At 71.4% G+C, this 22,347-nt stretch carries 20 protein-coding genes; 8 read left to right on the plus strand and 12 right to left on the minus strand.

Going from position 1 to position 22,347, the window contains the following annotated elements; genetic code table 11:
• Positions 1-219 precede the first annotated feature (219 nt).
• The 4 genes from IEY70_RS16870 to IEY70_RS16885 are packed head-to-tail and all read right to left on the minus strand — an operon-like array spanning position 220 to position 2,947.
• The gene (locus IEY70_RS16870) at positions 220-663 is read right to left on the minus strand and encodes a vWA domain-containing protein (protein WP_189066199.1); all 444 of its coding nucleotides are present in this window, start codon (positions 661-663) and stop codon (positions 220-222) included.
• Entirely contained in the window at positions 572-1,825 is a 1,254-nt protein-coding gene (locus tag IEY70_RS16875; RefSeq protein ID WP_189066200.1) for a hypothetical protein, read from the minus strand. The genes IEY70_RS16870 and IEY70_RS16875 overlap by 92 nt, the downstream gene beginning before the upstream one ends.
• Positions 1,818-2,330 (minus strand): hypothetical protein, encoded by a 513-nt coding sequence (locus IEY70_RS16880; protein WP_189066201.1) that lies wholly within the window; start codon positions 2,328-2,330, stop codon positions 1,818-1,820. Before IEY70_RS16880 ends, IEY70_RS16875 begins: the two co-directional genes overlap by 8 nt.
• Positions 2,327-2,947 carry a hypothetical protein gene (locus tag IEY70_RS16885; protein ID WP_189066202.1) on the minus strand — a complete coding sequence of 207 codons (621 nt, stop codon included), beginning with the start codon at positions 2,945-2,947 and terminating at the stop codon, positions 2,327-2,329. The genes IEY70_RS16880 and IEY70_RS16885 overlap by 4 nt, the downstream gene beginning before the upstream one ends.
• A 302-nt stretch (positions 2,948-3,249) precedes the next feature.
• On the opposite strand from IEY70_RS16885, the gene IEY70_RS16890 reads away from it, so the two are divergent.
• Together IEY70_RS16890 and IEY70_RS16895 are read left to right on the plus strand one after the other, a co-directional pair.
• Positions 3,250-3,399 carry a hypothetical protein gene (locus IEY70_RS16890; RefSeq protein WP_189066203.1) on the plus strand — a complete coding sequence of 50 codons (150 nt, stop codon included), beginning with the start codon at positions 3,250-3,252 and terminating at the stop codon, positions 3,397-3,399.
• 210 nt (positions 3,400-3,609) lie between these two features.
• Positions 3,610-4,956, plus strand: a complete 1,347-nt coding sequence (locus tag IEY70_RS16895) for a tetratricopeptide repeat protein (RefSeq protein ID WP_189066204.1) — start codon at positions 3,610-3,612, stop codon at positions 4,954-4,956.
• Here IEY70_RS16895 and IEY70_RS16900 read toward each other — a convergent pair whose 3' ends face one another.
• Complete coding sequence (locus IEY70_RS16900; RefSeq protein WP_189066205.1) at positions 4,957-6,045, minus strand: hypothetical protein; 1,089 nt, start codon at positions 6,043-6,045, stop codon at positions 4,957-4,959.
• A 357-nt stretch (positions 6,046-6,402) separates the two neighbouring features.
• Here IEY70_RS16900 and IEY70_RS16905 point away from each other — a divergent pair, with 357 nt between their 5' ends.
• Entirely contained in the window at positions 6,403-7,353 is a 951-nt protein-coding gene (locus tag IEY70_RS16905) for a tyrosine-type recombinase/integrase (RefSeq protein ID WP_189066206.1), read from the plus strand.
• A gap of 53 nt (positions 7,354-7,406) precedes the next feature.
• Positions 7,407-8,090, plus strand: a complete 684-nt coding sequence (locus IEY70_RS16910) for a chloramphenicol acetyltransferase (RefSeq protein ID WP_189066207.1) — start codon at positions 7,407-7,409, stop codon at positions 8,088-8,090.
• A 158-nt stretch (positions 8,091-8,248) separates the two neighbouring features.
• Here IEY70_RS16910 and IEY70_RS16915 read toward each other — a convergent pair whose 3' ends face one another.
• Positions 8,249-10,204: an APC family permease gene (locus tag IEY70_RS16915; protein WP_373290810.1), complete on the minus strand. Its 1,956-nt coding sequence runs from the start codon at positions 10,202-10,204 to the stop codon at positions 8,249-8,251.
• Positions 10,205-10,380: 176 nt separating this feature from the next.
• Here IEY70_RS16915 and IEY70_RS16920 point away from each other — a divergent pair, with 176 nt between their 5' ends.
• Entirely contained in the window at positions 10,381-11,481 is a 1,101-nt protein-coding gene (locus tag IEY70_RS16920) for an aldose epimerase family protein (protein WP_229778009.1), read from the plus strand.
• A 69-nt stretch (positions 11,482-11,550) separates the two neighbouring features.
• Here the strand turns inward: IEY70_RS16920 and IEY70_RS16925 are convergent, their stop codons facing one another.
• The 4 genes from IEY70_RS16925 to IEY70_RS16940 form a co-directional block, all read right to left on the minus strand.
• Complete coding sequence (locus IEY70_RS16925) at positions 11,551-12,948, minus strand: arsenic transporter (RefSeq protein WP_373290811.1); 1,398 nt, start codon at positions 12,946-12,948, stop codon at positions 11,551-11,553.
• Positions 12,890-13,351, minus strand: coding sequence for an arsenate reductase ArsC (locus tag IEY70_RS16930; protein WP_189066208.1), 462 nt, complete (start codon positions 13,349-13,351; stop codon positions 12,890-12,892). The genes IEY70_RS16925 and IEY70_RS16930 overlap by 59 nt, the downstream gene beginning before the upstream one ends.
• A gap of 5 nt (positions 13,352-13,356) precedes the next feature.
• The gene (locus IEY70_RS16935; RefSeq protein ID WP_189066209.1) at positions 13,357-13,692 is read right to left on the minus strand and encodes an ArsR/SmtB family transcription factor; all 336 of its coding nucleotides are present in this window, start codon (positions 13,690-13,692) and stop codon (positions 13,357-13,359) included.
• Between the two features lie 240 nt (positions 13,693-13,932).
• Positions 13,933-14,532, minus strand: coding sequence for a hypothetical protein (locus IEY70_RS16940; protein WP_189066210.1), 600 nt, complete (start codon positions 14,530-14,532; stop codon positions 13,933-13,935).
• Between the two features lie 487 nt (positions 14,533-15,019).
• Between IEY70_RS16940 and IEY70_RS16945 the strand changes: the two genes are divergently transcribed.
• Entirely contained in the window at positions 15,020-15,448 is a 429-nt protein-coding gene (locus tag IEY70_RS16945; RefSeq protein ID WP_229778011.1) for a GNAT family N-acetyltransferase, read from the plus strand.
• An 11-nt stretch (positions 15,449-15,459) separates the two neighbouring features.
• Here the strand turns inward: IEY70_RS16945 and IEY70_RS16950 are convergent, their stop codons facing one another.
• Positions 15,460-16,464, minus strand: a complete 1,005-nt coding sequence (locus tag IEY70_RS16950) for a PIG-L deacetylase family protein (RefSeq protein ID WP_189066220.1) — start codon at positions 16,462-16,464, stop codon at positions 15,460-15,462.
• 79 nt (positions 16,465-16,543) lie between these two features.
• Here IEY70_RS16950 and IEY70_RS16955 point away from each other — a divergent pair, with 79 nt between their 5' ends.
• A complete protein-coding gene (locus tag IEY70_RS16955) occupies positions 16,544-18,463 on the plus strand; it encodes an ABC transporter ATP-binding protein (protein ID WP_189066211.1) in 1,920 nt (639 codons plus the stop codon).
• Between the two features lie 102 nt (positions 18,464-18,565).
• Here IEY70_RS16955 and IEY70_RS16960 read toward each other — a convergent pair whose 3' ends face one another.
• Positions 18,566-20,158 carry a gamma-glutamyltransferase family protein gene (locus IEY70_RS16960; RefSeq protein WP_229778013.1) on the minus strand — a complete coding sequence of 531 codons (1,593 nt, stop codon included), beginning with the start codon at positions 20,156-20,158 and terminating at the stop codon, positions 18,566-18,568.
• A gap of 171 nt (positions 20,159-20,329) precedes the next feature.
• Between IEY70_RS16960 and IEY70_RS16965 the strand changes: the two genes are divergently transcribed.
• The gene (locus IEY70_RS16965) at positions 20,330-22,231 is read left to right on the plus strand and encodes a sensor domain-containing diguanylate cyclase (RefSeq protein ID WP_189066212.1); all 1,902 of its coding nucleotides are present in this window, start codon (positions 20,330-20,332) and stop codon (positions 22,229-22,231) included.
• Positions 22,232-22,347: the final 116 nt, after the last annotated feature.

The raw sequence follows: 22,347 nt of genomic DNA on the forward strand, positions 1-22,347 counted from the left end.
ATACACGGCACGACTGAAGGAATGGCAAAGGCGCTCAGAGCCTCACCCTCCAGGCTTTCTACGAGGAGGGGCGCCACTCCCCCCATCCCGCTGTCCTCGCGCTGACACCCATTCACGCGAGGTCCGGTGAACCGGCACCCGGCAGTTCTTTCCTTGCCGGGAATGGGGGCGTGCCGGTCGCTCCTGCGGTGGCGGCCGGCACGGGGGTTCAGGTGGGGGTCAGCGGACGGTGAAGGCGAACGGCACTTCGACCGTGGCGGGTTTGCGGTCGGCGGCGCTGATGACGATGTTCAGGGTGCCGGTGACTTCGGTGCCTGCGGCGGGTTTCTGCGTGAACACGAGTTCCACGCAGCCCTGCGCGCGGAAGGCGTTGTACATGCGGTCGAAGAAGCCGTCGAGTGCGGCGTCGTCGTTGGCTTTCTGGAACAGACCGCCGGTGGCGGCGGCGATGTCTTCGAGGGCGCTGAAGTCGAGGTTGTTCTGGGCGTCAAGGCCGATGGCGTAGACCCTGGTGCCGTTGGCGCGGGCGGTGTCGATGGCCTGCCGGTACTGGCTCCACCGGGGGTCTGTTTTACTCCTGCTCTGCCCCGTCCAGCCTGCGCTCGCGGTGGAGATGCTGCGGGCGGAGGCTGCCCTGCTGCGCTGTGGTGAAGCTCCACGCATGCAATTGTCCATTCACGGTCACGGCCGCCTGCACGGTGGACCCCGCCGGGAGGGGCGTGCGCGGGATCACGATCACGGCGCCCTGCCCTTTCAGGATACGCCTCCCTATCTCCTGAGCGCTGACCGGACCGCCCGTGTAGTTCCCGGGCGGATCGGTGGTGTTCACGTACTGGGCGCTGCCGTAGGCGCAGGCTGGAACGGCCTTGCCGTCCACCTGCACGCTCGGGAGGGTCGCCGTGGTCTCGGTGTCCGGTATGGTCATCACGAACAGGGGCAGGCCCGTCGTACCGATGAATCCTGCGCAGGGCGTCAGGGGGTCCGGCCACTCTCCACCGCCATAACTCAGCAGGTCCGTCACGGCGCCGTCGCCAGGGTACTGGACGGTCTGGGCACTGTTGCCGGGGCGGTCGCTGACCGTGACGGCGCCGCCCGCTGGGAAGTAACCGCCGGGCAGCGGCGTGGTGTGGACGTACAGGCCGACGGCGCTGCCGCGCAGGTCGCGGTCCAGCATGCCCATGGCGTGAAAGGGCGCGCCGATGAGAACATCGACCAGGTCCGTGTTGCGGCGCAGTTCGTCCAGGGTCGGCGCGTACCACATCACATTGCTCTGCTCCGCGCAGGCCCGGCCCTCAGGGGTTGCGTGCGGGAGGGATAGATCCTCGGTGTGGCCACGGGCGTTGTTGTGCACCGCGTACCGGCCATGCAGCCAGCAGTTCATGCTGCCCGGCACGTCGAACGGCACGCCGGGCAGGTGGGCGCTGCGGCGCAGATCATTCAGGCGACGCTGCTCCCGGTCGATCACGTCGCCCACCTCCACCGGCAGGCGCACGTTGCGGGTCAGGGTGCCGTCCGAGACGGTCAGCGCGACCGGCACGTACCCCTGCAGCGGAAGGTCTCCTCTGGCCTGCAGGTGGACCTCCACCTGTTCCCCGGCGCTCGTGACCGACGCGCTCAGGCCCGGCAGGGGGCTCTGGACGGTCAGCGTGATGGGCGCCACATGCCCGCCAGTCCGGGCGAGGCGGAGCGTCACGGTCGAGTCCGCGCCGGGCCACACGCGGATGGGCGCGGGGGCCTGCACGTCGAAGTCCGGCGTGGGCGGGCCGGACAGCTGTTGACAGGCGGTGAGCAGGAGCAGGGTCAGGAGCAGCGGGCGTTTAATCATGGGGAACCTCGGTGGGGGGGAGCATGGCGCGGCTCAGGTCGTGGTGGCTGGTGACGTGCATGAGGGGCGGCGTTTCGTTGATCAGGGTGCCGGTCAGGTGGTGGTAGCCGTCGGGCAGGTCGTGGCCGCGCAGCAGGTACGTGTGCCGGTCGGGGGTGACGGCCAGCAGGTCCGCGCCGACCCGTTGCACGCGGGCCGTGACGGTTAGGGTCGTTCCGGCGGGCACGGTCGGGGAGGTGTGCGGGTGGCGCCGGACGTCGCCGGGCAGGCGGGCGTTGTGGACGATCAGGCGGGGCGCCGGGCCGTTCCAGATCTGTCCCCAGATGTCCAGGCGGGTGTCGTGCCGGGGACTCCAGTCGAACGGCTCGCCGGACAGTTCGATGATGGCGTTCCCGTCGCGGAGCGTGGCGCCGGTGACGCTGCGGGCGTAGGTGCCGGTCAGGAGGACCAGGGTGCCGTCCGGGATGCCGGGCAGGTCGGTGAGGGGCAGGGTGAGGTAGGTCACGGGGTCTCCAGGAGGGTCAGGACGAGCGGGTGCGCGCAGAGGTTCGCGGCGTGCGTCAGGGCGGCGCTGGCGGCGGCCTGCGGGGTCGGGCCGCTGCCGGCGGCGGTGCGGGTCACGACCGGCTGTCCGTTCAGGGTGAGGTGAAGGTGCGCGGCGGCGACGCAGGTGGTGTCGCCGGGCGCGTTGCGGGCCTGCGCTGAGCCTTCGCAGCGCAGGGTGGGCGCGCCGGGGTGCGGGAGGGACGTGACCGTGAACCCGATGTCGGTCAGGGCGCGTCCGAGTGCCTGCCGGGCGGCGCCGGGCGTGCCGCTGAGGTGCAGGGGCGTGAGCGTGAGGTCCGGGCGGGTGTGCAGGGCGGCGCGTTCGAGCACGCCGTACGGGAGTGCCACCTGCGCGCGGATGGTGTGCCCGTCCGGGCCGGGCGCGTCGTGCAGGACGCGCGTGACCTGCAGCAGGTGGGTGGGGATGCGGGCGGCCAGGGTCGGGTCGGCCGGAGCGGTCTGCTGGGCGAGGGTGTGCAGCGCGGTGGTCAGGAGCGCGTCGAGGGCGGCCGGGCGGTCGGGGGCGGTGCTGGTCACCTCAGTGGCGGTGGGTGGGGGAGAGCTGGGGTGAATCATGCGGCTGTCACTCCCTGAAGGTAGGGTGCCCGCCACGAAATCTGGAAGTTATTGCAAGTCCACACCGGCTGGTCGTCACGGCGTCCGGGCGGGTTTCCAGGCCTGATACGGACTCCGATTGAATGGGCTGCAAAGCCCGTTCAATCCGAGCGGATGCGAGAAGGAGATTAACGGGTTCCGGACGTGGAGCCGGCAATCCGGTGAAGTTCCGGATTGTCGGCGAAACAAACGGAATCCGTATGAGGCGCATGCAACTGCGGCCCGCCGGTTCATTCACCCGGCAGGCCCGCACGGAGGCCCGCATGCACCCCCCGCGCATCACCCTGACCCTGCTCGCACTGACCCTGCTGGCCCTGACCACCCACGCCCACGCCCGCGACGACGGCAGCGTGACACCCCGGCCCGGCGCCGCCCCCACCCAGCCCACAGCGGCTCATACGGACTCCGATTGAATGGCTTATGAAGCCGCCGGGTCCGACCGGATGCGAGTAGGAGAGGAGGCGGCCGCCGGACGTGGAGTTGACAGTCCAGTGGTGTTCCGATCTGTTGACGAAACAAACGGCAGTCCGTATCAGTCCTGCTGCGCCGCGTGACCCTGCCGCCCGCACGGGCAGGGGAGACAGGGTGCGGGCGGCCCTGAAAAGCGGCATGATGCTCCGATCATGAGTGACTTGCAGCAGTACCTCGACGCGCACGCGCTGCTCATCGCCGGGCAGTACCAGGAGGCACTGGACTTCCTGGATGCCCGGCCGACCACCGACGCGTTCCATCACGCCCGGCAGCGGGCGTACGCCCTGCACCACCTGGGCCGCGTGGACGAGGCGTACGCCGGGATCGAACAGGCCGCCCACATCGCCGAGACGGACCGGCCGACCCTGCGCGGCGCGGCGTACATCGACTGGGCCGTCATGCTGATGCGCGACCAGCGTTTCGAGGAAGGCTTCCGGCTGTACCATCAGGCGCTCGCGCACGCCACCGACCCCGAGGACCGCGCCGCGACCCTCTACAACCTCGGCTGGACGTACCTGCGCCGCGGGCACCTCGATCACGCCCTCGACGCGCTGCACGAAGGGCACGCCCTGACGCGCGGCGCCCGGCACGAGGGCCTGCGCTGGCGCGGTCACCTCTTCCGCTGCGCCCTGGCACTGCACGCCCGCGCCTGCGGCCAGTTCGACCTCGCCCTCGGCCGCGCCCGGCGGGCCACCCGACTTGCCGGGGACGACCGCGCCGGCGTGTACGCCTGGAACGTGCTGGCCACCACCCTGCGTCTCGACGGACAGGTCGCGGCTGCCAGGGACGCCCAGCAGCGGGCCCTGAATCTCGCCGGAGACGGCACTGCCCACGATACCGAGGCCCTCTACCTGGCCATGATCGACCTCAGCGGTCCGGAGTCCGGGGCTGCCCGGGACACCCTGCAGCGCCTCGCGCCGCTCACCGCGCCCTACGACGCCTGGCGTGCCCGCCTGCACCTCGCCCAGCAGGACCTGCGCGCCGGACGGACCGACGCGGCCCGCCAGACCCTCCAGGCCGCCACCGACGCGAACGAACCCTACGTCCTGCTCGACGAGGCGCCCGTCCTGACCGACCTGTACGCCTGGGGCCGGGCCGCCGGACTGCCCCTCCCGGAACCCGCGGCGCGGCAACCGTCCGCGCTGCACGTCGTCGCGCGCGGCGCCCCCACCGCGTTCCTGTGCGGCCGCCCCCTGCCCGCCGCGCGCCCCCTGGCCCTCGCCACCGCCGCGTACCTCTGCCATGAGGGCCCCGCCACGCTCGACACGCTCGCCCGGGCGCTGCTCGACCTGCCCGCCGGGGACGCCCGCGGCCCTGCCCGCATCCGCGCCGCGCTGAACGACCTGCACGACCTGATCGGCACCGACACCCTGACCGTCACCCGGCAGCGCACCGTCACCCTCGACCCCGCCTGGACCGTCACCACCGACCTGGACGGCCCCGGCCCCGACCCGTTCACGGACCTCTACGGCGAGTGGATCACGCAGCTCGCCCGCTGATTAATCCGCATCCATCTCCAGCCAGTCCAGTGGGCCGTCCAGCAGGCACGGCCCCGACCCGCCGCGCAGGTCCGTCGACCACACCCACTGCGGCCCCAGTGACAACCGCCCGCCGCGCAACCGCACCGCGTCCGCGTCGCCCAGCAGACTCCGCAGGCGTGACAGGTGATACCGTACCTGACCGTACAGCGCCTTCTGCGTGCCCTCCCCGAGCACCGCGTCCGCCACCACCGGCCACGGCGCGCCGCCCCGCTCGATCAGGTACGCCAGGACCGCCAGGCTGCGGCCCTCACCGCGCATCGGCACGAACGTCAGCCCGCGCTGCACACCCAGCCGCCCGCGCGTGACGAGTCGCGCCGCGCCTGGCGTGCCCGGCGGTTCCGGCCAGCCCAGCGCCGCGCGCACCCGGGGCACACTGCGGGACTCGTCCAGTACCTCGAACGGAAACCCTGATGCGTCCGGCAGCAACCCCACCCGCAACCCGGAGCGCAGCACCGACTCGGCGTCCTGCAGCGCCAGCCTGAGCTGCACGCCCTGCGACAGCAGCGCCTCGTCCGGCCGCCCGGACCCCGGATGCACCAGGTCCAGCAGTGCCTGCACGTCCGCCGCCGCCTCCGGTGACGGCGCGTACCGCAGCGCCGCGTAATGATGCCGGACCGACACCAGCGGGTCCCCCATCACGCGCGTCGTGGTCGCCAGCGTCAGGTGCGCCCCGAACGCCACGCCCGCACCCACCTGCCCGCCCAGCGCCTCCCGCGCGCGACTCAGGGACGCCTCGAACGCCCCCTGCACGCGGTCCACGGTCGCCAGTCCCACCAGCAGCGCGCCCCGCCACGGCCGCGCCGAACGCTGCGCCCGCACCAGCCCCATGCCCTCCTCGAACTGCCCGGCGGCCGCCGCGACGTTCCCGGCCAGCAGCGCCGCCCACCCCAGGTCATGCAGGATCGCGGCCCGCTGCGGCACGCCCCGCCCACCGGTCGCCAGCAGCGTCAACCATGCCGCCGGCGGCTCACGCCACGACCACCGTCCCGCCGGTTCCAGCGGCGTTCCGGCTGCCCAGTGCCCCAGCGGGGGCGGCAGGGGCGTCACGCCCGTCCTCTGACGGCCGCCCGTCCCGACCGGACCGGCGCTTCACGCCCGTCGACTGCCGCCCGTTCCCGCATCTGCTCACCGTGCATCCGCCAGAGCATAGACGTTCCGGCCCCCGACTGCATGCAGGAGCGGAAACCTGCGTCCAGCACGCGCTTTTCACGCTAACCTCACGGGAGGGCCGTGAAGGGTGCGCGGCGGATTCCGGAGGGGGAATTCACCTGGGAATTCGCGGCGGCGTTTTCACACTAATGGCACTTGGTTTGAAACATGCCCCCGTGCGCCGCTACACTGACCCGCAGTGAACACCCCGACCCCCGACCCGTCCCGGACCCCGCCCGCTCCCGGCGGTCACGCATGACGCTGGTACAACTGCGTAACGCCGTCACCATCGCGGGCCTCGACGACCGCGCCCTGCGGGTCCGGGCGGTCGAGGCGGCCAGCACCTACGACGACGACATGCTGATCATGGTCACGCACGCCTACATGACCAGCGCCAGCCGCAAGGGCGCACGCACCAGCCGCCGCACCCTCGAAGCGTACGCGCTGGCCGTCCGGGACTTCGTGCGCTGGGCGCAGGACAGCGGCGTGCAACTCCTGCGCCCGGGCCGCCGCGACGGCGGGCGGTACGTCGCGCACCTCCAGACGCGCCCCAGCCTCGGCCGGGGCCGCAGCGGCCACCTGTCCGCCGCGACCGCCGCCGGGTACGTCGCCGGGGCGCGCGCCCTGTACCGCGCGCTGTCGTGGGCCGGCGCGACCGACGCGCACCCCTTCCAGGACGCGCATGTCGCGCCGGACCCCACGCCGGGCATCGTGAAGAACCCGCCGTACATGCACGAGATCGACGCCGTGCTCCCGCACTGCGACGCGCGCCTCGCGGCGCTGCTGCTGCTGTGCGCGCACGCCGGCCTGCGCGTCAGCGAGGCACTCGACGTCCGCCGCGCCGACCTGCACGGCGCCAGCCTGACCGTGCGCGGCAAGGGCAGCAAGGTCCGGCGCGTGCCGCTGGGCCGCCGGGTCCGCAGCGCCCTGGACACCCTGCCGCCCGTGGACGACGGCGGGCGCCTGTTCGACTGGAAGTACGCGCAGGCCACGTACCGCATGCGCAAGGCGTTCCGCGCCGCCGGGCACGGCGAGGCGTGGCGCGGCTTCCACGCGGCCCGCAAGCACTCCGGCACGCGCCTGTACACCGCCACGCGTGATTTCACGCGCGTGGGCCTGTTCCTGGGGCACGCCTCGGTGGACACCACCCGCCGGTACGTGGCCGTGCAGGACGACGACGTGGCCGCCGAGGTCGAATTCTTCTGACCCGCCCCGGGCCGGTGGTGCCTGCGCCCGGCGGGTGCGCTACCCTCCGGGGCGTGCGCATTCTGGACCTGAACGACTGGCCCCGCCGTCCCCTCTTCGACCTGTTCCGCGGGTACACCCAGCCGGACTTCAACGTGACGGCCACCGTGGACGTGACGGCCCTGCGCGCCCTGGTGCGCGAGCGGCAGGTGTCGTTCATGGTCGCCTCGACGTACGTGCTGGCCCGCGCGGCGAACGAGTTCACGCCAATGCGGTGGCGTATCCGGGGCGATCAGGTGGTCGAGCATGACGTGGTGCACCCGTCCGTCACGGACGCCGATCCGGACGGTGACCTGTTCCATTTCTGCGCGTTGCCGTACCACCGCAGCGGCCCGGAGTTCCTACGTGGCGCACGGGAAGCCCTGAACGACAGTGCTGCTCGGCCCAGCGTGGCGATCACGCCGGGGCAGGACGACCTGCTGTACCTGTCGAGCCTGCCGTGGCTGCACTTCACGTCCATCCAGCATCCGCAGCACCTGTCGCCGCCCGACTCGATTCCGCGCCTGACGACCGGGAAGTTCGTGCAGCAGGGGGGCCGCACTCAGATGCCGCTGTCCGTGCAGGTGAACCACGCCCTGATGGACGGCCTGCACGTCGCGCAGTACTTCGCGCGGGTGCAGGCCCTGCTGGACGACCCGGCCCTGCTGGACGGGCCGTTACCTGCGCAGCACCCGGAGCGCCCGCTCAGCACCTCCTGAAACGGATTCCGTCTGTTTCGTTAACAACCCGGAAGAACGCCGGGTTGCCAACTCCACGCCCGGAACCCGTTTCTCTCCTGCTCGCGTCCGCTCGGATGGAACGGTTTTTGCAAACCATTCCATCGGAGTCCGTATGAGGGCCCCCGCGTGGCTCCGGCTCAGCCGCCGACGTGCACGATGGGACGGCGGTCGCGGTCCGGTTCGGCGCGGCGCAGGATCTCGCGGGTCAGGGGCGGCACGTCTCCGCGCCCGCCGATCACGAAATCCAGCGCGAGTTGCAGCGGGCTTTCCTCGGTCCAGCGCATGTACACCTGCGGCGGCGCGCCCCGCCCGCGCAGGTGCAGCATCACGGCCGCAATGGTGTTCGGCACGCTGGACCCCCGCGCGCGCAGCACGCCGTACGGGCCGACGTGCAGGCCGCGCACCTCGACCACGTCCGTGAACTCGCTGGCGTCGTCCAGTTCCACTTCCAGGAACAGGAAGGGTTGCTCGTCGGGCAGGTGCACCATCTGCCGCACGCGCAGTTCCTGCCGGTGGTACTCGTCCTGCGCCGAGCGGCCCGGATGGTGAGACACGAGCCGCAGCGGCCGGATCGGGTAGGCGCGCAGCAATTCCACGGCCGTGTCGTCCAGTTGCACCTGACTGACCCGCAGTTCGAACGAGCGGTTCACGCGGGACGTGACGCCCACGACCAGCACCAGCAGGATGAACAGCAGCGCGATCAGCAGGCCCTGCGGGTTGCTGACGATCGTGACGCCCAGCGTGTAGATGAAGATGGCGCTGATCACCGCGAACATCCGCAGTTCCCTGCGGTGCCCGCGACGGCGGGCGGTCAGGGTGACGGCGACGGCGGCGCTGGTCATCATGGCCAGCACGCCCGTGGCGTACGCGGCGGCCTGGGCGTCCACGTTCGCGCGGAACGCCGCCGTGACCGCGAACGAGATCAGCAGGAAGATCAGGACCAGCGGGCGGTGCGCGCGGCTCCACTCGGGCGCCATGCCGTAGCGGGGCAGGTAACGCGGCACGATGTTCAGCAGCCCCGCCATCGCGGACGCCCCCGCGAACCACAGGATGCCGGTGGTGCTCAGGTCGTACGCCGTGCCGATCAGGTTCCCCAGGTGCTCGTGCGCCAGGTACGCCAGCGCCCGCCCGTTCGCCTCGCCGCCCGGCTGGAACTCCGCGGCCGGGATCAGCAGCGTCGTCACGACACTGCTGCTGAGCAGAAACGCACTCATGAGCAGCGCGGCGGTCGTGAGCAGCTTCTGCCCGTTGCGGATGCGTCCGGCCGGGTGCGCCTCGGTGTCGCTGGCGTCCCCGCGGATCAGCGGCATGACGACCACGCCCGTCTCGAAGCCCGACAGGCCCAGCGCCAGTTTCGGGAAGACCAGCAGCGCCGCGCCGATCACGGCGAGCGGCGTGGCGTACCCGTGCGTCAGCGCCGACAGCCAGTTCCCGAGCAGTTCGGGCTGCGCGGCGATCAGTTGCGCGCCGCGCGCGATGACCAGCAGACTGAGCGTCAGGTACGCCGTGACCAGCACCACCGCGATCCCGATGGCCTCCTTGAACCCCTTGAGGAACACGCTGCCCAGCAGGGTCAGCAGCAGCAGCGTCACGCCCACCTGATGCCCCTGCAACGCCGGTTTCAGGAACGGGTTCTCGATCAGGTGCGCGGCGGCGTCCGCGGCGGACAGCGTGATGGTGATGATGAAGCCCGTGGCGACGAACCCGATCAGGGTCAGCACCAGGAACTTGCTGGGCCAGTACGTGAGGAGCCGCTCGAGCATCGAGATCGACCCGTCCCCGTGCGGACTTTCCTGCGCCACGCGCCGGTACATGGGCAGCGCCCCGAACAGCGTGACGAGCACCAGCACCAGCGTCGCCACGGGTGACAGCGCCCCGGCCGCCAGCGCCGCGATGCCCGGCTGGTACCCCAGCGTGCTGAAGTAATCCACGCCGGTCAGGCACATCACCTGCCACCACGCGTGCTTGTGCGTCTGCGCGGGCGGGGGCGTCTCGTAGTACCCTTCCGGCGCGGGCGGCTGCGCGTCCTGGCGCAGCAGCCAGTCGGACGCGCGCGTGAGCAGCGGGTGGGGGGGCCGGGCAGCGGGTCGCATGACTGCGCGGAGTATGCGCCTTTGCCCCGGAGTGTGCCAGGGGTCACGTTCACGGCTCACGTTCACGGCTCACGTTCGCAGCTCACGTTCGCGGGGCGCGCCGGCGGGACGCTGACCTATCATGACGGCATGTTCACGGTGTTCACCCCTCCCCGTTCCTGCCCGGCCGGTCGCGCGTGACCGGCCACTCCCCCCTGCCCGTCACGCCGCCGCCCGTCGGGACGCTCGACACGCGCGACTGGGACGGCCTGCCCGGCGCGCTCCTGTTCACGCTGACCCTCCCGGACGGCACCGAGGCGCGGCTGTCGAACCTCGGCGCGACCCTGGTGTCCCTGCGCGTCCCGGACCGCAGCGGCGTACTGGCCGACGTGACACTGGGCCACGACGACCCGCGCGCGTACCTGGACCGCGCCCGCACCCCGTACTTCGGAGCGACCATCGGCCGGTACGCCAACCGCATCGCCGGGGGCCGCTTCCCGCTCGACGGCCGCGAGGTGCAGCTCCCGCTGGTCGAGCCGCACACCACCCTGCACGGCGGCCCGGACGGCTTCGACCGCCGCCTCTGGGACGCGCAGGGCAGTGTGGGCGAGGACGGCCCGACCGTGCTGTTCACCCGTCTGAGCCCCGACGGTGAGGAAGGTTTCCCCGGCAACCTGAACGTCAGCGTGCGCTACACCCTGCGCCCCGACCGGGCCGTGCAGATCGACTACCACGCGGTCACGGACGCCCCGACCGTCGTGAACCTCACGCACCACTCGTACTGGAACCTCAGCGGCGACCCGTCATGCCCGGTGCTGGACCACGAGGTCCGGATCACGGCCGCGCAGTTCACGCCCGTGGACGCGCACCTGCTGCCCGAATCCGCGCACGCCCCGGTGCAGGGCACGCCCTTCGACCTGCGAGAGGCGCGGGTGCTGGCCGATGCGCTCGCCGCGCCGCACCCGCAGACGGAACGCTGCGGCGGGTTCGACCATAACTTCGTGCTGAACGGCCCGGCCGGGCAACTCCGGCTGGCCGCGACCGTCCGGCACGCCCCGTCGGGCCGGGTGATGGACGTGCAGACCACCGAACCCGGCGTGCAGTTCTACACCGGCAACGCCCTGGACGGCCGCGTGCAGGGGCGCGGGAACGTCACGTACGCCGCGCACGCCGCCCTGTGCCTCGAACCGCAGCACTACCCGGACAGCCCGAACCGCCCGGACTTTCCCAGCACCCGCCTCGATCCGGGGCAGGCCTGGTACTCGCGGACCGTGTACGCCTTCCGCACGGACGACTGAACTGAACTGAGGACTGACGGCGATGGACGGCCGCGCCCGCCCGCATACGGAATGCGGGCAGGCGCGGCCCTATCCCAGTTGCAGGCGGAGTGCGAGGGCCGTGAGCGTGACCAGCAGGACCGGGACGGTCAGGACGATTCCCACCCGGAAGTACTGCCCCCAGCCGATCCGGACGCCGCTGCGTGCCAGGACGTGCAGCCACAGCAGCGTGGCGAGCGACCCGATGGGTGTGATCTTGGGCCCCAGGTCGTTCCCGACGACGTTCGCGTAGATCATGCCCTCGCGCACCACGCCCCGCGCGGCGCTGTCGTCGATGGCGATCGCGCCGATCAGGACGCTGGGCAGGTTGTTCATGACGCTCGACAGGGCCGCCATGACGAAGCCCGTGCCGAGCGTGGCGCTCCACAGGCCTCCCTGCGCGATGCGTCCCAGGAGCGTGCCCAGCAGGTCGGTCAGTCCGGCGTTCCGCAGGCCGTACACGACGAGGTACATGCCCAGCGAGAACACCACGATCTGCCACGGCGCGCCCCGCAGGACCGCGCGGGTCGAGATGACCTGCCCGCGCGCCGCGGCGGCGTACAGGACGGCCGCGCCGGTCACGGCGACCGCGCTGACCGGCACGCCCAGCGGCCCGGCCGCGAAGTACCCGGCGAGCAGCAGGCCCAGCACGCCCCACCCGACCCGGAACACGCGCGGGTCGCGGATCGCGCTGGCCGGGGCGTCCAGCTGGGCGGTGTTCAGCGTGCGGGGCAGGTCGCGGCGGAACATCAGGGTCAGCGTGCCCAGGCTCGCGGCGATCGCGGCGAGGTTCACGGGAATCATCACGCCCGCGTACTGCGCGAAACTCAGGTTGAAGAAGTCGGCGCTGACGATGTTCACGAGGTTGCTGATCACCAGCGGCAGGCTGGCGCTGTCGGCGATGAATCCGGTCGCCAGGACGAACGCCAGGGTTGTGGCGGGCCGCAGGTTCAGTGCGCTCAGCATGGCCAGCACGATCGGCGTGAGGATCAGGGCGGCGCCGTCGTTGGCGAACAGGGCGCTGACGGCCGCGCCGAGCAGGATCACCAGCGTGAACAGCCGCCGGCCGCTGCCGCCGCTCCAGCGGGCGACGTGCAGGGACGCCCAGCGGAAGAATCCGGCCTCGTCGAGCAGCAGGCTGATGATGATCAGCGCGACGAAGGTGACCGTGGCGTTCCACACGACCTGCCAGACGGTGGGCACGTCGGCCAGGGTGACGACGCCGCTCAGCAGGGCCAGCAGGGCGCCCAGCGCGGCGCTCCAGCCGATGCCCAGCCCGCCGGGCTGCCAGCGGAACCGGGGTTGCCAGATCACCAGCGTCAACGTGAACACGAAGATCAGGGCGGCGCTCAGCACGTGCAGGCTCCCTGTATGCAGGTGCTCGGCACGCTCAGGCCACTTCGACGGCGGGACTGTGGTCGTAGCTGGGCGGCGCGTCCTGCCCGTCACGCAGGGCCTGCACGAACGCGCGCATGCGGGTGCTTAGCTGGTCACGCACGGCCCGCCAGCGTTCCAGGCTGCCGCCGGACGGGTCCACGAACGGGTAGTGGCGGCGCCGGGTGCGGCCGGGGTACACCGGGCAGGCCTCGGCGGCGCTGTCGCAGACGGTGATGACGTACTCGAAGTTCTGCGGGTCGGGCACGTCGAACAGCGTCTTGCTGTGGTGCGCGCTGAGGTCCAGGCCCAGTTCGGTCATGACGGTCACGGCGTCCGCCTTGACGCGGGTGGCTTCGGTCCCGGCCGAGTGCACGTCGAGTGGAACGCCGAGTTCGGCGGCGGCGGCGCGGGTGAGGGCTTCGGCCATCTGGGAGCGGGCGCTGTTGTGGGTGCAGAGGATCAGGACGCGGGTCACGCGGCCTAGCATACCGATTTCTTTTGATGCGTCTGCGCGGGTGACGGTCCGCCGGGCGTCTGCGGAAACAGTTCGGTGAGGAGGTTGCCGCCCAGCGCGAAGACCGGCGCGAGTTGCAGCGTGTAGTACATGTTCTTGCCGCGTTGCTCGGCGGTGACGAGTTGCGTGTCGCGCAGGATGCCGAGGTGGTAGGAGATTCTGGACTGTGGGAGGTCCAGCAGCGTTTCGAGGTCGCACACGCAGCGTTCGCCCTGCGCGAGGTGGCGGATGATCTCGAAGCGCAGTTCGTGGGAGAGGGCGCGGAGCTGGTCGAGGACGCCGGTGGGGGGTGGGCGGGTCATGAGGCGTAGTGTACGGCACGTTTTTTTTGATGGGTTGTGGAAATGGATGATTATGTGTATTTGCATGTAAATGATAGTAATAGGCAGTCGGGGTATCCCACCAGCTTCCGGCCCCGCCCACAGCTCCCGCATGCAGGGCCGTGTCATACCGTCTGCTTTTCCGGCTTGCCTGAGCGTCAGGCAGCAGGCATATGCTCCCGCCGGAGCGTACGCCCGCTGCCGTAACCTGCTCTGCTGGGTTCAGAAGGCGGTGCGCGCGCCGCTGAAGAGTGTGGGGAAGGTCGTGCGGGCCTCGCGGGTGAGGACGGGTTGCACCCAGTACGGGAGGTTGGTCGTGGCGTTGGTAATCTCGAATCGTCCGCTGCGGGTGACGGTGGTTACGGCGTTCCAGCCCTGGGTGAGTTTCAGGTCGTAGTGGGTGTTCAGGCCGGTGCAGCGGCCCCTGAGGGTGGCGGCCCGGTCACTGAACACCCACTGGCCGCGCCGGGTCGGGTCGGTCGGGTCGTCTGCCTGGATGAGCGTGGCCGCCGCGTTACGGCCCTGGTGGTAGATCAGGAGTGTTTCGGCGGTGTACGTGCGGGGCGCGGCAGGCGTGACGCTCACGCCGGGGCAGACGCTCAGGGGCGTGACGGGCGGCCTGAACGAATCGGGGACGCGCAGGCTGAAGCGCGTGCCGTCCAGCGTGCCGATCCCGACGAGGAATCCCTGCCCGAGGTTCGTGAGCAGCACCCGCACCTGCGACGGCCCGACCTGCGCGGCAGCTTCTGGGTTCCTCACCTGACCGGCAATCGACAGGCCCTCCCCCACGCTGAAGCACATGCCCAGGCTCAGAAACACCACGGTTGACAGGGAAGCACGAGCATTCATCACGCCCGAGGGTCGCCGCGACGTATCAGGCACATGTCAGGCCCCCGGAAAAGCGTGAAATAACCTACATAAAGGGCGCTGAGACGTGAAAAACCAGGGTGCGGGAACGAGAGTGCAGGGGGATGAACTGGTGTGTGATGACGGAGGGTTGCCTCTATCATATACATCCAAATAACTTTGGATGGAGTTTCCCACCGCTCTACACTGACCCCCATCGGAGGAACACACCCTGCCCCCCACCCTCAGCGTCCGCCCCGCCACACCCGCCGACCGGGACCTGCTCGGCCGCCTCGCCCACGACACCGGCTACTTCGGCAGCAGCGCCGCCCCCTACTTCCCGGACCGTGAACTGTTCACCGCCCTGTGGACCGACCCCTACCTGCACGAACCCACCAACCTGATCGCCCTGCGCCACGACACGGACGCCACGGCAGACCCCACCGCCAGGAACGCGCACCCCGTGGGGTTCATCGTCGGCACCGCCGACCCCGCCCGCTACCGCCGCTCCCTGCTACGCGCCGCGCCACTGCTCCTCTCCCGGCTGACCCGGCCCGACACGCGCCGCAGCCTGCGCTACCTGATACGCGCCGCCCGCTGGCCCGGCCCGCACGCCAGCGACACCCTCTACCCCGCGCACCTGCACCTGAACGTCCAGCAAAGTGCGCGCGGCCTCGGCGCCGGGGAAACGCTGCTGCGCGCCCACCTCGCCCTCCTGCGAGACGCCCGCGTGCCCGGCGTGCAGCTCTCCACCACCACCGAGAACGTCGCCGCGCTCGGCCTGTACCGCAAACTGGGATTCCGCGTGGCCGGTGAACGCCAGACGCCCCTATGGGAACCCTGGCTGGGCCACCCCGCCCGGCACGTCGTCATGACCCTCGCCCTGCGCTGAGACCCGCAGCTTCAGCGCCCCGGAAGGCCGCGCACGTCCCGCTCCCCGCCGGTACTGACCGGTCCCGGCGCGTCCGGCAGGGACTGCGGGCTCAGCAGTTCGTTCGAGCGCACGAACGCCTCCATGAACCGCCCCAGCACCCGCGTCTGCGTGCCGTACGCCCGCACGGCGCGGAGTTTCACGTCCACCTGCGCGGCGTCCAGCGGCACCCGCTGCCACGGCAGGTTCCGCGCGCGGGGCGGCACCGTCAACGGCTCACGCAGGTGCAGGCCCTTCGGAAGCGGCCACTCCAGGCCGCCATGCACCACCCAGAACCGCAGGCGGTCCACCTGCCCGCGCGCCGCCATCAACCGCACCGCCACATACGACAGCGTGTGATGATCCGCATGGAAGTCCTGCGGAGCCGGGGCCAGCACCACGTCCGGCCGGACGCGGCCCAGCACGCTGTTCAGGTCCGCCTCCAGCGCCTGCCCCGTGAACGGATGGCCGGGCGTCAGGGCGCCCCGCACGTACACGGCCTGCGCTCCCGTGCGGGGCGACACGAACGGCCGGGCGTAATTCACGGTGAACAGCCGCGACAGGCCCCCGTCCGGGTACCCCAGCATGAAGGTGTGCGCCTCGTCCACGCCCAGCACGGCCGCCGCCCGCCGCGCCTCGTCCGCGCGGGCGTTCCCCAGTTCACGCAGTCCGGCCGGGCCGGGCCGCAGGGACCGTTCGGTCAGGGCCGCGTCGAACTCGAAGCCGTCGCCGGGCGTGACCCACACGACGAACACCTCCGCCCCGGCGCGGCGGGCCTGCTGAATCATGCCCGCGCAGCACAGCGTCTCGTCGTCCGGGTGCGGGGAGAGCATCAGCACCCGCTGCCCGGCCCGGAACGCCGGGGCGACCGGCAGCGCCTGGGCGCGCGCGTCACTGCCGCCCAGTTCCTGCCAGAGCGGCAGGTTGATCCACGCGGCCAGCCCCAGGCAGGCCACCAGCACCAGCAGCAGCGGGCGGTTGCGGCGCACCCAGGTCATCACGCCGCCGATGATACGGCCAGACGGTGAAGGCCGCGCGTCACCATCCTGCGCGGCCCGCTGATTCAGACTGGCGGCGATGACCGTTCCCCCCAGGCGCGACCCCGACCGCCCAGACAGAAACAGAGCAGGCAGCAGACCGGACGCCCCAGGCACCAGCGGACCAAAGGACAGTCCCGCCGAGCCGCCCCCCACCGCGCGCGAGCAACTGCGTGACCTGCGCGCCACGCTCGGACTGGTCTGGCAGGCCAGTCCCCGGCACGCGCTGACCTTCGCGCTCAGCAACCTGCTGGGCGCCGGACTGCCCGCCGCGAACCTGCTCGTCGGCAAGCACCTGCTGGACGCCGTCGCGCAGGCCGCGCAGGGGCAGGTCACGTACCGCGCGCTGCTGACCCTGCTGGCCGCGCAGGTCGGACTGGTGATCCTGGGCAGCCTGCTCAGCACCGTGCAGAACGCCTCGCAGCAACTGCTGGGCGACAGCCTGCAACACAGCGTCAGCCGCCGCATCCTGGACAAGGCCACCACCCTGAGCGTCGAGGCGTTCGAGAACGCCGACACGTACGACCGCCTGCAACAGGCGTACCGCGAGGTCGGGTCCCGGCCGCTGGGCGTCGCCACGCAACTCGTGTCCCTGGCGGGCGGCGTGGTCACGCTCGGGTCGGTCGGGGCGCTCATGACGCAGCTGGGCGTGTGGGTGCTGCCGCTCGTGATCCTGGCCAGCGTGCCCGGCGTGATCATCAGTAACCGCTTCGGCGTGGAAGGTTACCGCATGCTGCGCCGCCAGACGCACGACGCGCGCGTGCAGAACTACCTGGGCAGCCTCCTCACCTCGGACACGCTGGTCAAGGAAGTGCGGCTGTTCGGCTTCGAGCCGTACCTGCTGGGCCGCTGGCGCGCCTACTACCTGGGATTCCGCGCGCAACTCGAAACGCTGGTCCGGCAGCGGTCCGCGTGGAATTTCGGGGCGTCGCTGCTGTCCGCGCTGCTGATCGGGCTGGCCAGCGCCCTGATCCTGCGCCGCGCCGCCGCCGGGCAGATCACGGTCGGGGATTTCAGCGTGTTCGTGCTGGGCATCGCGCAGGTGCAGAACACCGTCAGTGGCCTGCTGAGCGGCGTCAGCGGCATCTACCAGAACCTGCTGTACATGCGCAACCTGTACGCGTTCCTGGAACTGCCGGGCCGCGACCTGGACGCCGGGGAGGTCTGGGAGGGCCGCATCGAGAGCATCGAATTCCGGGACGTGGGCTTCCGCTACCCGCTGACCACGCGGGACGTGCTGCGCGGCGTGAACTTCACCGTGCACCGCGGGCAGTCCCTGGCGCTGGTCGGCGAGAACGGCGCAGGCAAGACCACCGTCGTGAAACTCCTGACGCTGCTGTTCCAGCCGACCAGCGGGCAGATCCTGCTGAACGGACTGGACGCCGCGCGCTTCAGTCCGCGCAGCGTGCAGCGCGAGATGAGCATCATCTTCCAGGATTTCGGGCAGTACCAGATGACCGCCCGCGACAACGTCGCCCTGGCCGAGAGTGACCGCCTGAACGACGACGCGGGCGTGCAGGCGGCCGTGCGCAGCGCCGGGGCGGCGTTCGTGGACGACCTGCCCGGCGGCCTCGACACCCCGCTCGGCCGGCTGTTCCAGGGGGGACGGCAACTGTCCGGCGGGCAGTGGCAACGGCTGGCGCTGGCCCGCCTGTACTTCCGGCAGGCGTCCGTGCTGGTGTTCGACGAACCCACCGCCGCCCTCGACGCCCAGGCGGAATTCGAGACCATCCAGGCCCTCCGGGCGCAGGCTGCTGGCCGCATCACGCTGCTGATCTCGCACCGCTTCTCGACCGTGCGACTGGCCGACACCATCATCGTCCTCGAGGGCGGCGTGATCACCGAGAGCGGCAACCACGAGGAACTCCTGGCCCGCGCGGGCCGCTACGCGCAGCTGTACGACCTTCAGGCACGCGGGTACGCGCCGGGCACCCCGGCCGGCCCACCACCCCAACCCTGAACCTGGGGGTCTCGGTTCAGGCGGGTCGCACGCCCCCTCACCCTTCCGTCGCTTCGCTCCTCCCTCCCTCTCCCGCGGGGGGAGAGGGCAGCAGGGTTCACGTCAGTACGCGGCGACCTGTCCGTCCGTGCGGGATTCGCTGCCTCCCACCAGCACGCCCGTGCGCGGGTCCCGCCAGATGATCTGACCGCGCCCGAACGCGTTCGGGTTCAGCTGCACCTGCACGTCATGCCCGCGGGCCTGCAACGCACGCGCCTGCACGGCCCCGAGTTCATGCTCGACCTCCACGGTCTTCCCGCCGGTCCACTGCCAGCGGGGGGCGTCCAGCGCCTGCTGCGGGTTCAGGCCGTAACGGACGGTGTTCAGCGTGACCTGCAGGTGCCCCTGCGGCTGCATGAACCCGCCCATCACGCCGAACGGCCCGACCGGCTGATCCGCGCGCGTGAGGAAACCGGGAATGATGGTGTGGTACGGGCGTTTGCGGGGCGCGATCTCGTTCGGGTGCCCGGCCTGCATGGAGAAGTTATGCCCCCGGTTCTGCAGGGCGATTCCCGTGCCGGGCACGACCACGCCGCTCCCGAAGCCCATGTAGTTGCTCTGGATCAGGCTGACCATCTGCCCGTCCCGGTCGGCAGCGGCGAGGTACACGGTGCCGTGACTGTTCGGGTCGCCCGCCTGCGGGTCCAGGGCCTGCTCGCCGATCAGGGCGCGGCGGGCCGACAGGTACGCGGGCGACAGCAGGGCGTCCACCGGGACGGCGCTGTGCTGCGGGTCGGCCACGTACCGGTGGGCGTCCGCGAAGCCCAGTTTCATCGCCTCGATCTGCGCGTGCAGGCCGGCCGGGTCGTCCCGGTGGTCGGGCAGGGTCAGGCCGTTCACGATGCCCAGCGCGATCAGGGCGGCCAGACCCTGCCCGTTCGGCGGGATCTCCCAGAGGCGGTGCTCGCCGTACGCGGCGCTGATGGGCTGCACCCACTCGCTGGTGTGCCCGCCCAGGTCGTCCAGGTCCAGCAGGCCGCCGGTGTCGCGGGCGTGCGCGGCGACGCGGCGGGCCAGTTCGCCGTCGTAGAAGTCGGCGGCCCCGCTGCGCCCGATGCGTTCCAGGGTGTCCGCGTGCTCCGGCGAGTGCCACAGTTCGCCGGGCCGGGCCGTGAAGCCCTGCGGGGCGAACACGTGCCGCCAGTGATCGAACTCCGGGCCAGTGCGGGCGCGGTGCGCGCGGATACCCCGCGCCCAGTTCTCGGCCAGGACCGGCGACAGCGGGTAGCCGCTGCGGGCGTAATGGACGGCCCCCTCCATCAGCTGCGCGAACGGCAGGCGGCCGAAGCGGGCGTGCAGGTCCGCCCAGCCGCGCGGCGTGCCCGGTACCGTGACCGGCAACCAGCCGTGCGTGGGCATGTCCTGCCCGCCCAGCGCGTCACGGGTCAGGCGGGCCGGAGAGCGGCCGCTGGCGTTCAGGCCGTGCAACTCGCCGCCGTCCCAGACGAGTGCGAACAGGTCACTGCCGATGCCGTTACTGGTGGGTTCCACGACCGTCAGCGCGGCCGCCGTGGCAATCGCGGCGTCCACGGCGTTCCCACCCCCGCGCAGCACGTGAAGACCCACCTGCGCGGCCAGCGGTTGACTGGTCGCCACCATGCCCTGACGGGCGAACACCGGCTGACGGACGGAAGAGTAGACGGAAGAACTGGTCATGGATACCTCGGGGGGAGGCGGCAGGAACGCCGCAGCCGGGAATGAACGGTCGGATGGGCTGGATGGTCTGAACGAAACTGTATTACAGCAGGCCCGCAGGGCAGGCCGTGACCCCCCCCGGCGCCCACCCACCAGCACGCCGCTCGCGGCCGTTCTATGGATACTGCGATCGTGGATACTGGGCCGGTGCCGTTACGCCGCCTGCTGCTCCTGACCCAGTTTCCCCTGTGGGCGCTGACGATCCTGTCGTTCGTGTTCCTGCTCGGCGCGCTGGACGCCCGCGTGCAGGCCACGAACGACGCCACGCAGGCCCGCGTGCGCATCGAGAACCTCTCGGACCTGCTGGTACGCGTACTGGACATGGAAACCGGCGTGCGCGGCTACGTCATCGCGGGCGACCCGGTGTTCCTGGAACCGTACCAGTCGGCGCGGGCCGCGCTGCCCGGCGACCTGCTCGCCCTGCGCGACACCATGCGCCTGTCCGGCACGCCCGAACAGAATGCCCGGAACGTGGACCGGATCGAGACGCTGATCTTCCGCTGGCTGGCCGAGATCGCCACGCCCGAAATCAACCTGCGCGCCACCGACCCCGACGCGGCCGCCGAGCTCGTCCGCAGCCAGCGCGGCAAGAAACTGCTGGACGCCACCCGCGCGCAGATCGCCGCGCTGAACGCCCGCGAAACACAGGCCCTGCAGGACCGCGAGGCCGAGGCCGTCCGGCAACTCGAACGGTTGCGGCTGGCCCTGCTGCTCGCCGGGAGCGTCCTGGTGCTGCTCGGCCTCGTGAACGCCCTGGCGCAGGCGGGCCTGATCACCCGGTACCTGGGGAACCTGACCCGCGCCGCGCAGCGCCTGACCGACGCGGCCCCCACACCCACCCCTGCCCACGCACCCGGCCTCTCCCCCGGGTCCAGCCTCTCCCCCGAGTCCGGCCCCGCCCCGGCAGACGACACGCCCGGCGCGGCCACGCTGGAACGCCGCCGCGCCCCGGTCACCGTGCAGGTCGGCGGGCCACGCGAATTCCGTGAACTGGCCGGCACCTTCAACCTGATGAGCCAGCGCCTCCAGGCGGCGCAGCAGGAAGCCCGCGACCGCGCCGACCAACTCGCGCAGCGCAACACCTGGATGCGCAGCCTCGGGGAACTCAGCGACGCCATGCAGGCCGCCCGCAGCCTCGACGAGGGCGCCCGCATCCTCGAACGCGCCCTGCCGCTCCTGCTGCCCGGCACGCGCGGCGCCCTGTCACACCACAACGCCTCCCGCAACCTGCTCGTGCCGCTGCTGCACTGGGGGGACGAGGCGGCCGTCACGCACGCCCCGGACCACTGCTGGGCGCTGCGGCGCGGCGAGGTGCAGCACCCCGACAACCGCCGCTTCGCGCCCCCCTGCCCCGGCCAGAGCGGCGCGTACACCTGCCTGCCGCTGTTCTCGCACGGCGAGACGCTGGGCCTGCTGCGCGTCGCGAACGCCGACCCCGACCAGCCCCTCCCGGACACCACGCGCGCCCTGCTGCCCGGCGTGGCCCGCCAGATCGCCCTGGCCCTCGCCAGCCTGCGCCTGCAGGACCGGCTGCTGCAACAGTCCATCCGCGACCCCCTGACCGGCCTGTTCAACCGCCGCCACCTCGAAGACGTCATGAACGAACAGGTCGCCCTGGCGCACGCCGAGGGCCGCCCCCTGAGCCTGATCGCGCTGGACGTCGATCACTTCAAACGCCTGAACGACACCTTCGGACACGACGCCGGGGACGCCGCGCTCGTCCGCATCAGCGCCGCCCTGAAAGACGCCGCGCCGCCCGGCAGCACACCCGCCCGGCCCGGCGGGGAGGAATTCTCGCTGCTGCTGCCCGGCACGGACGAAAGCGGCGCCGCCGCCATCGCCGAGAACCTGCGCGCCCAGGTCGCCGCCCTGGACCTCCGGCACGCCGGCATCGCCCTCGGGCAGATCACGCTGTCCCTGGGCGTCGCCACCCTGAACGCCGACGCCGCCACGCCCGCCGCACTGACCGTCGCCGCCGACCAGGCCCTGTACGCCGCCAAACGCCAGGGCCGCAACCGCGTCGAACTCGCCTGACCCGCGCGGACCCGGTGGCCTCTGCAGTCCGTTCAATCGGAGTCCGTATCAGCAGTAGTCCGGAAGGTTTTTTTGACAAATAAGCGGGGAGCCGTTCTCGTGAATGTATGCGCACT

Source organism: Deinococcus seoulensis (assembly GCF_014648115.1).
In the GTDB taxonomy this organism is placed as follows: domain Bacteria; phylum Deinococcota; class Deinococci; order Deinococcales; family Deinococcaceae; genus Deinococcus; species Deinococcus seoulensis.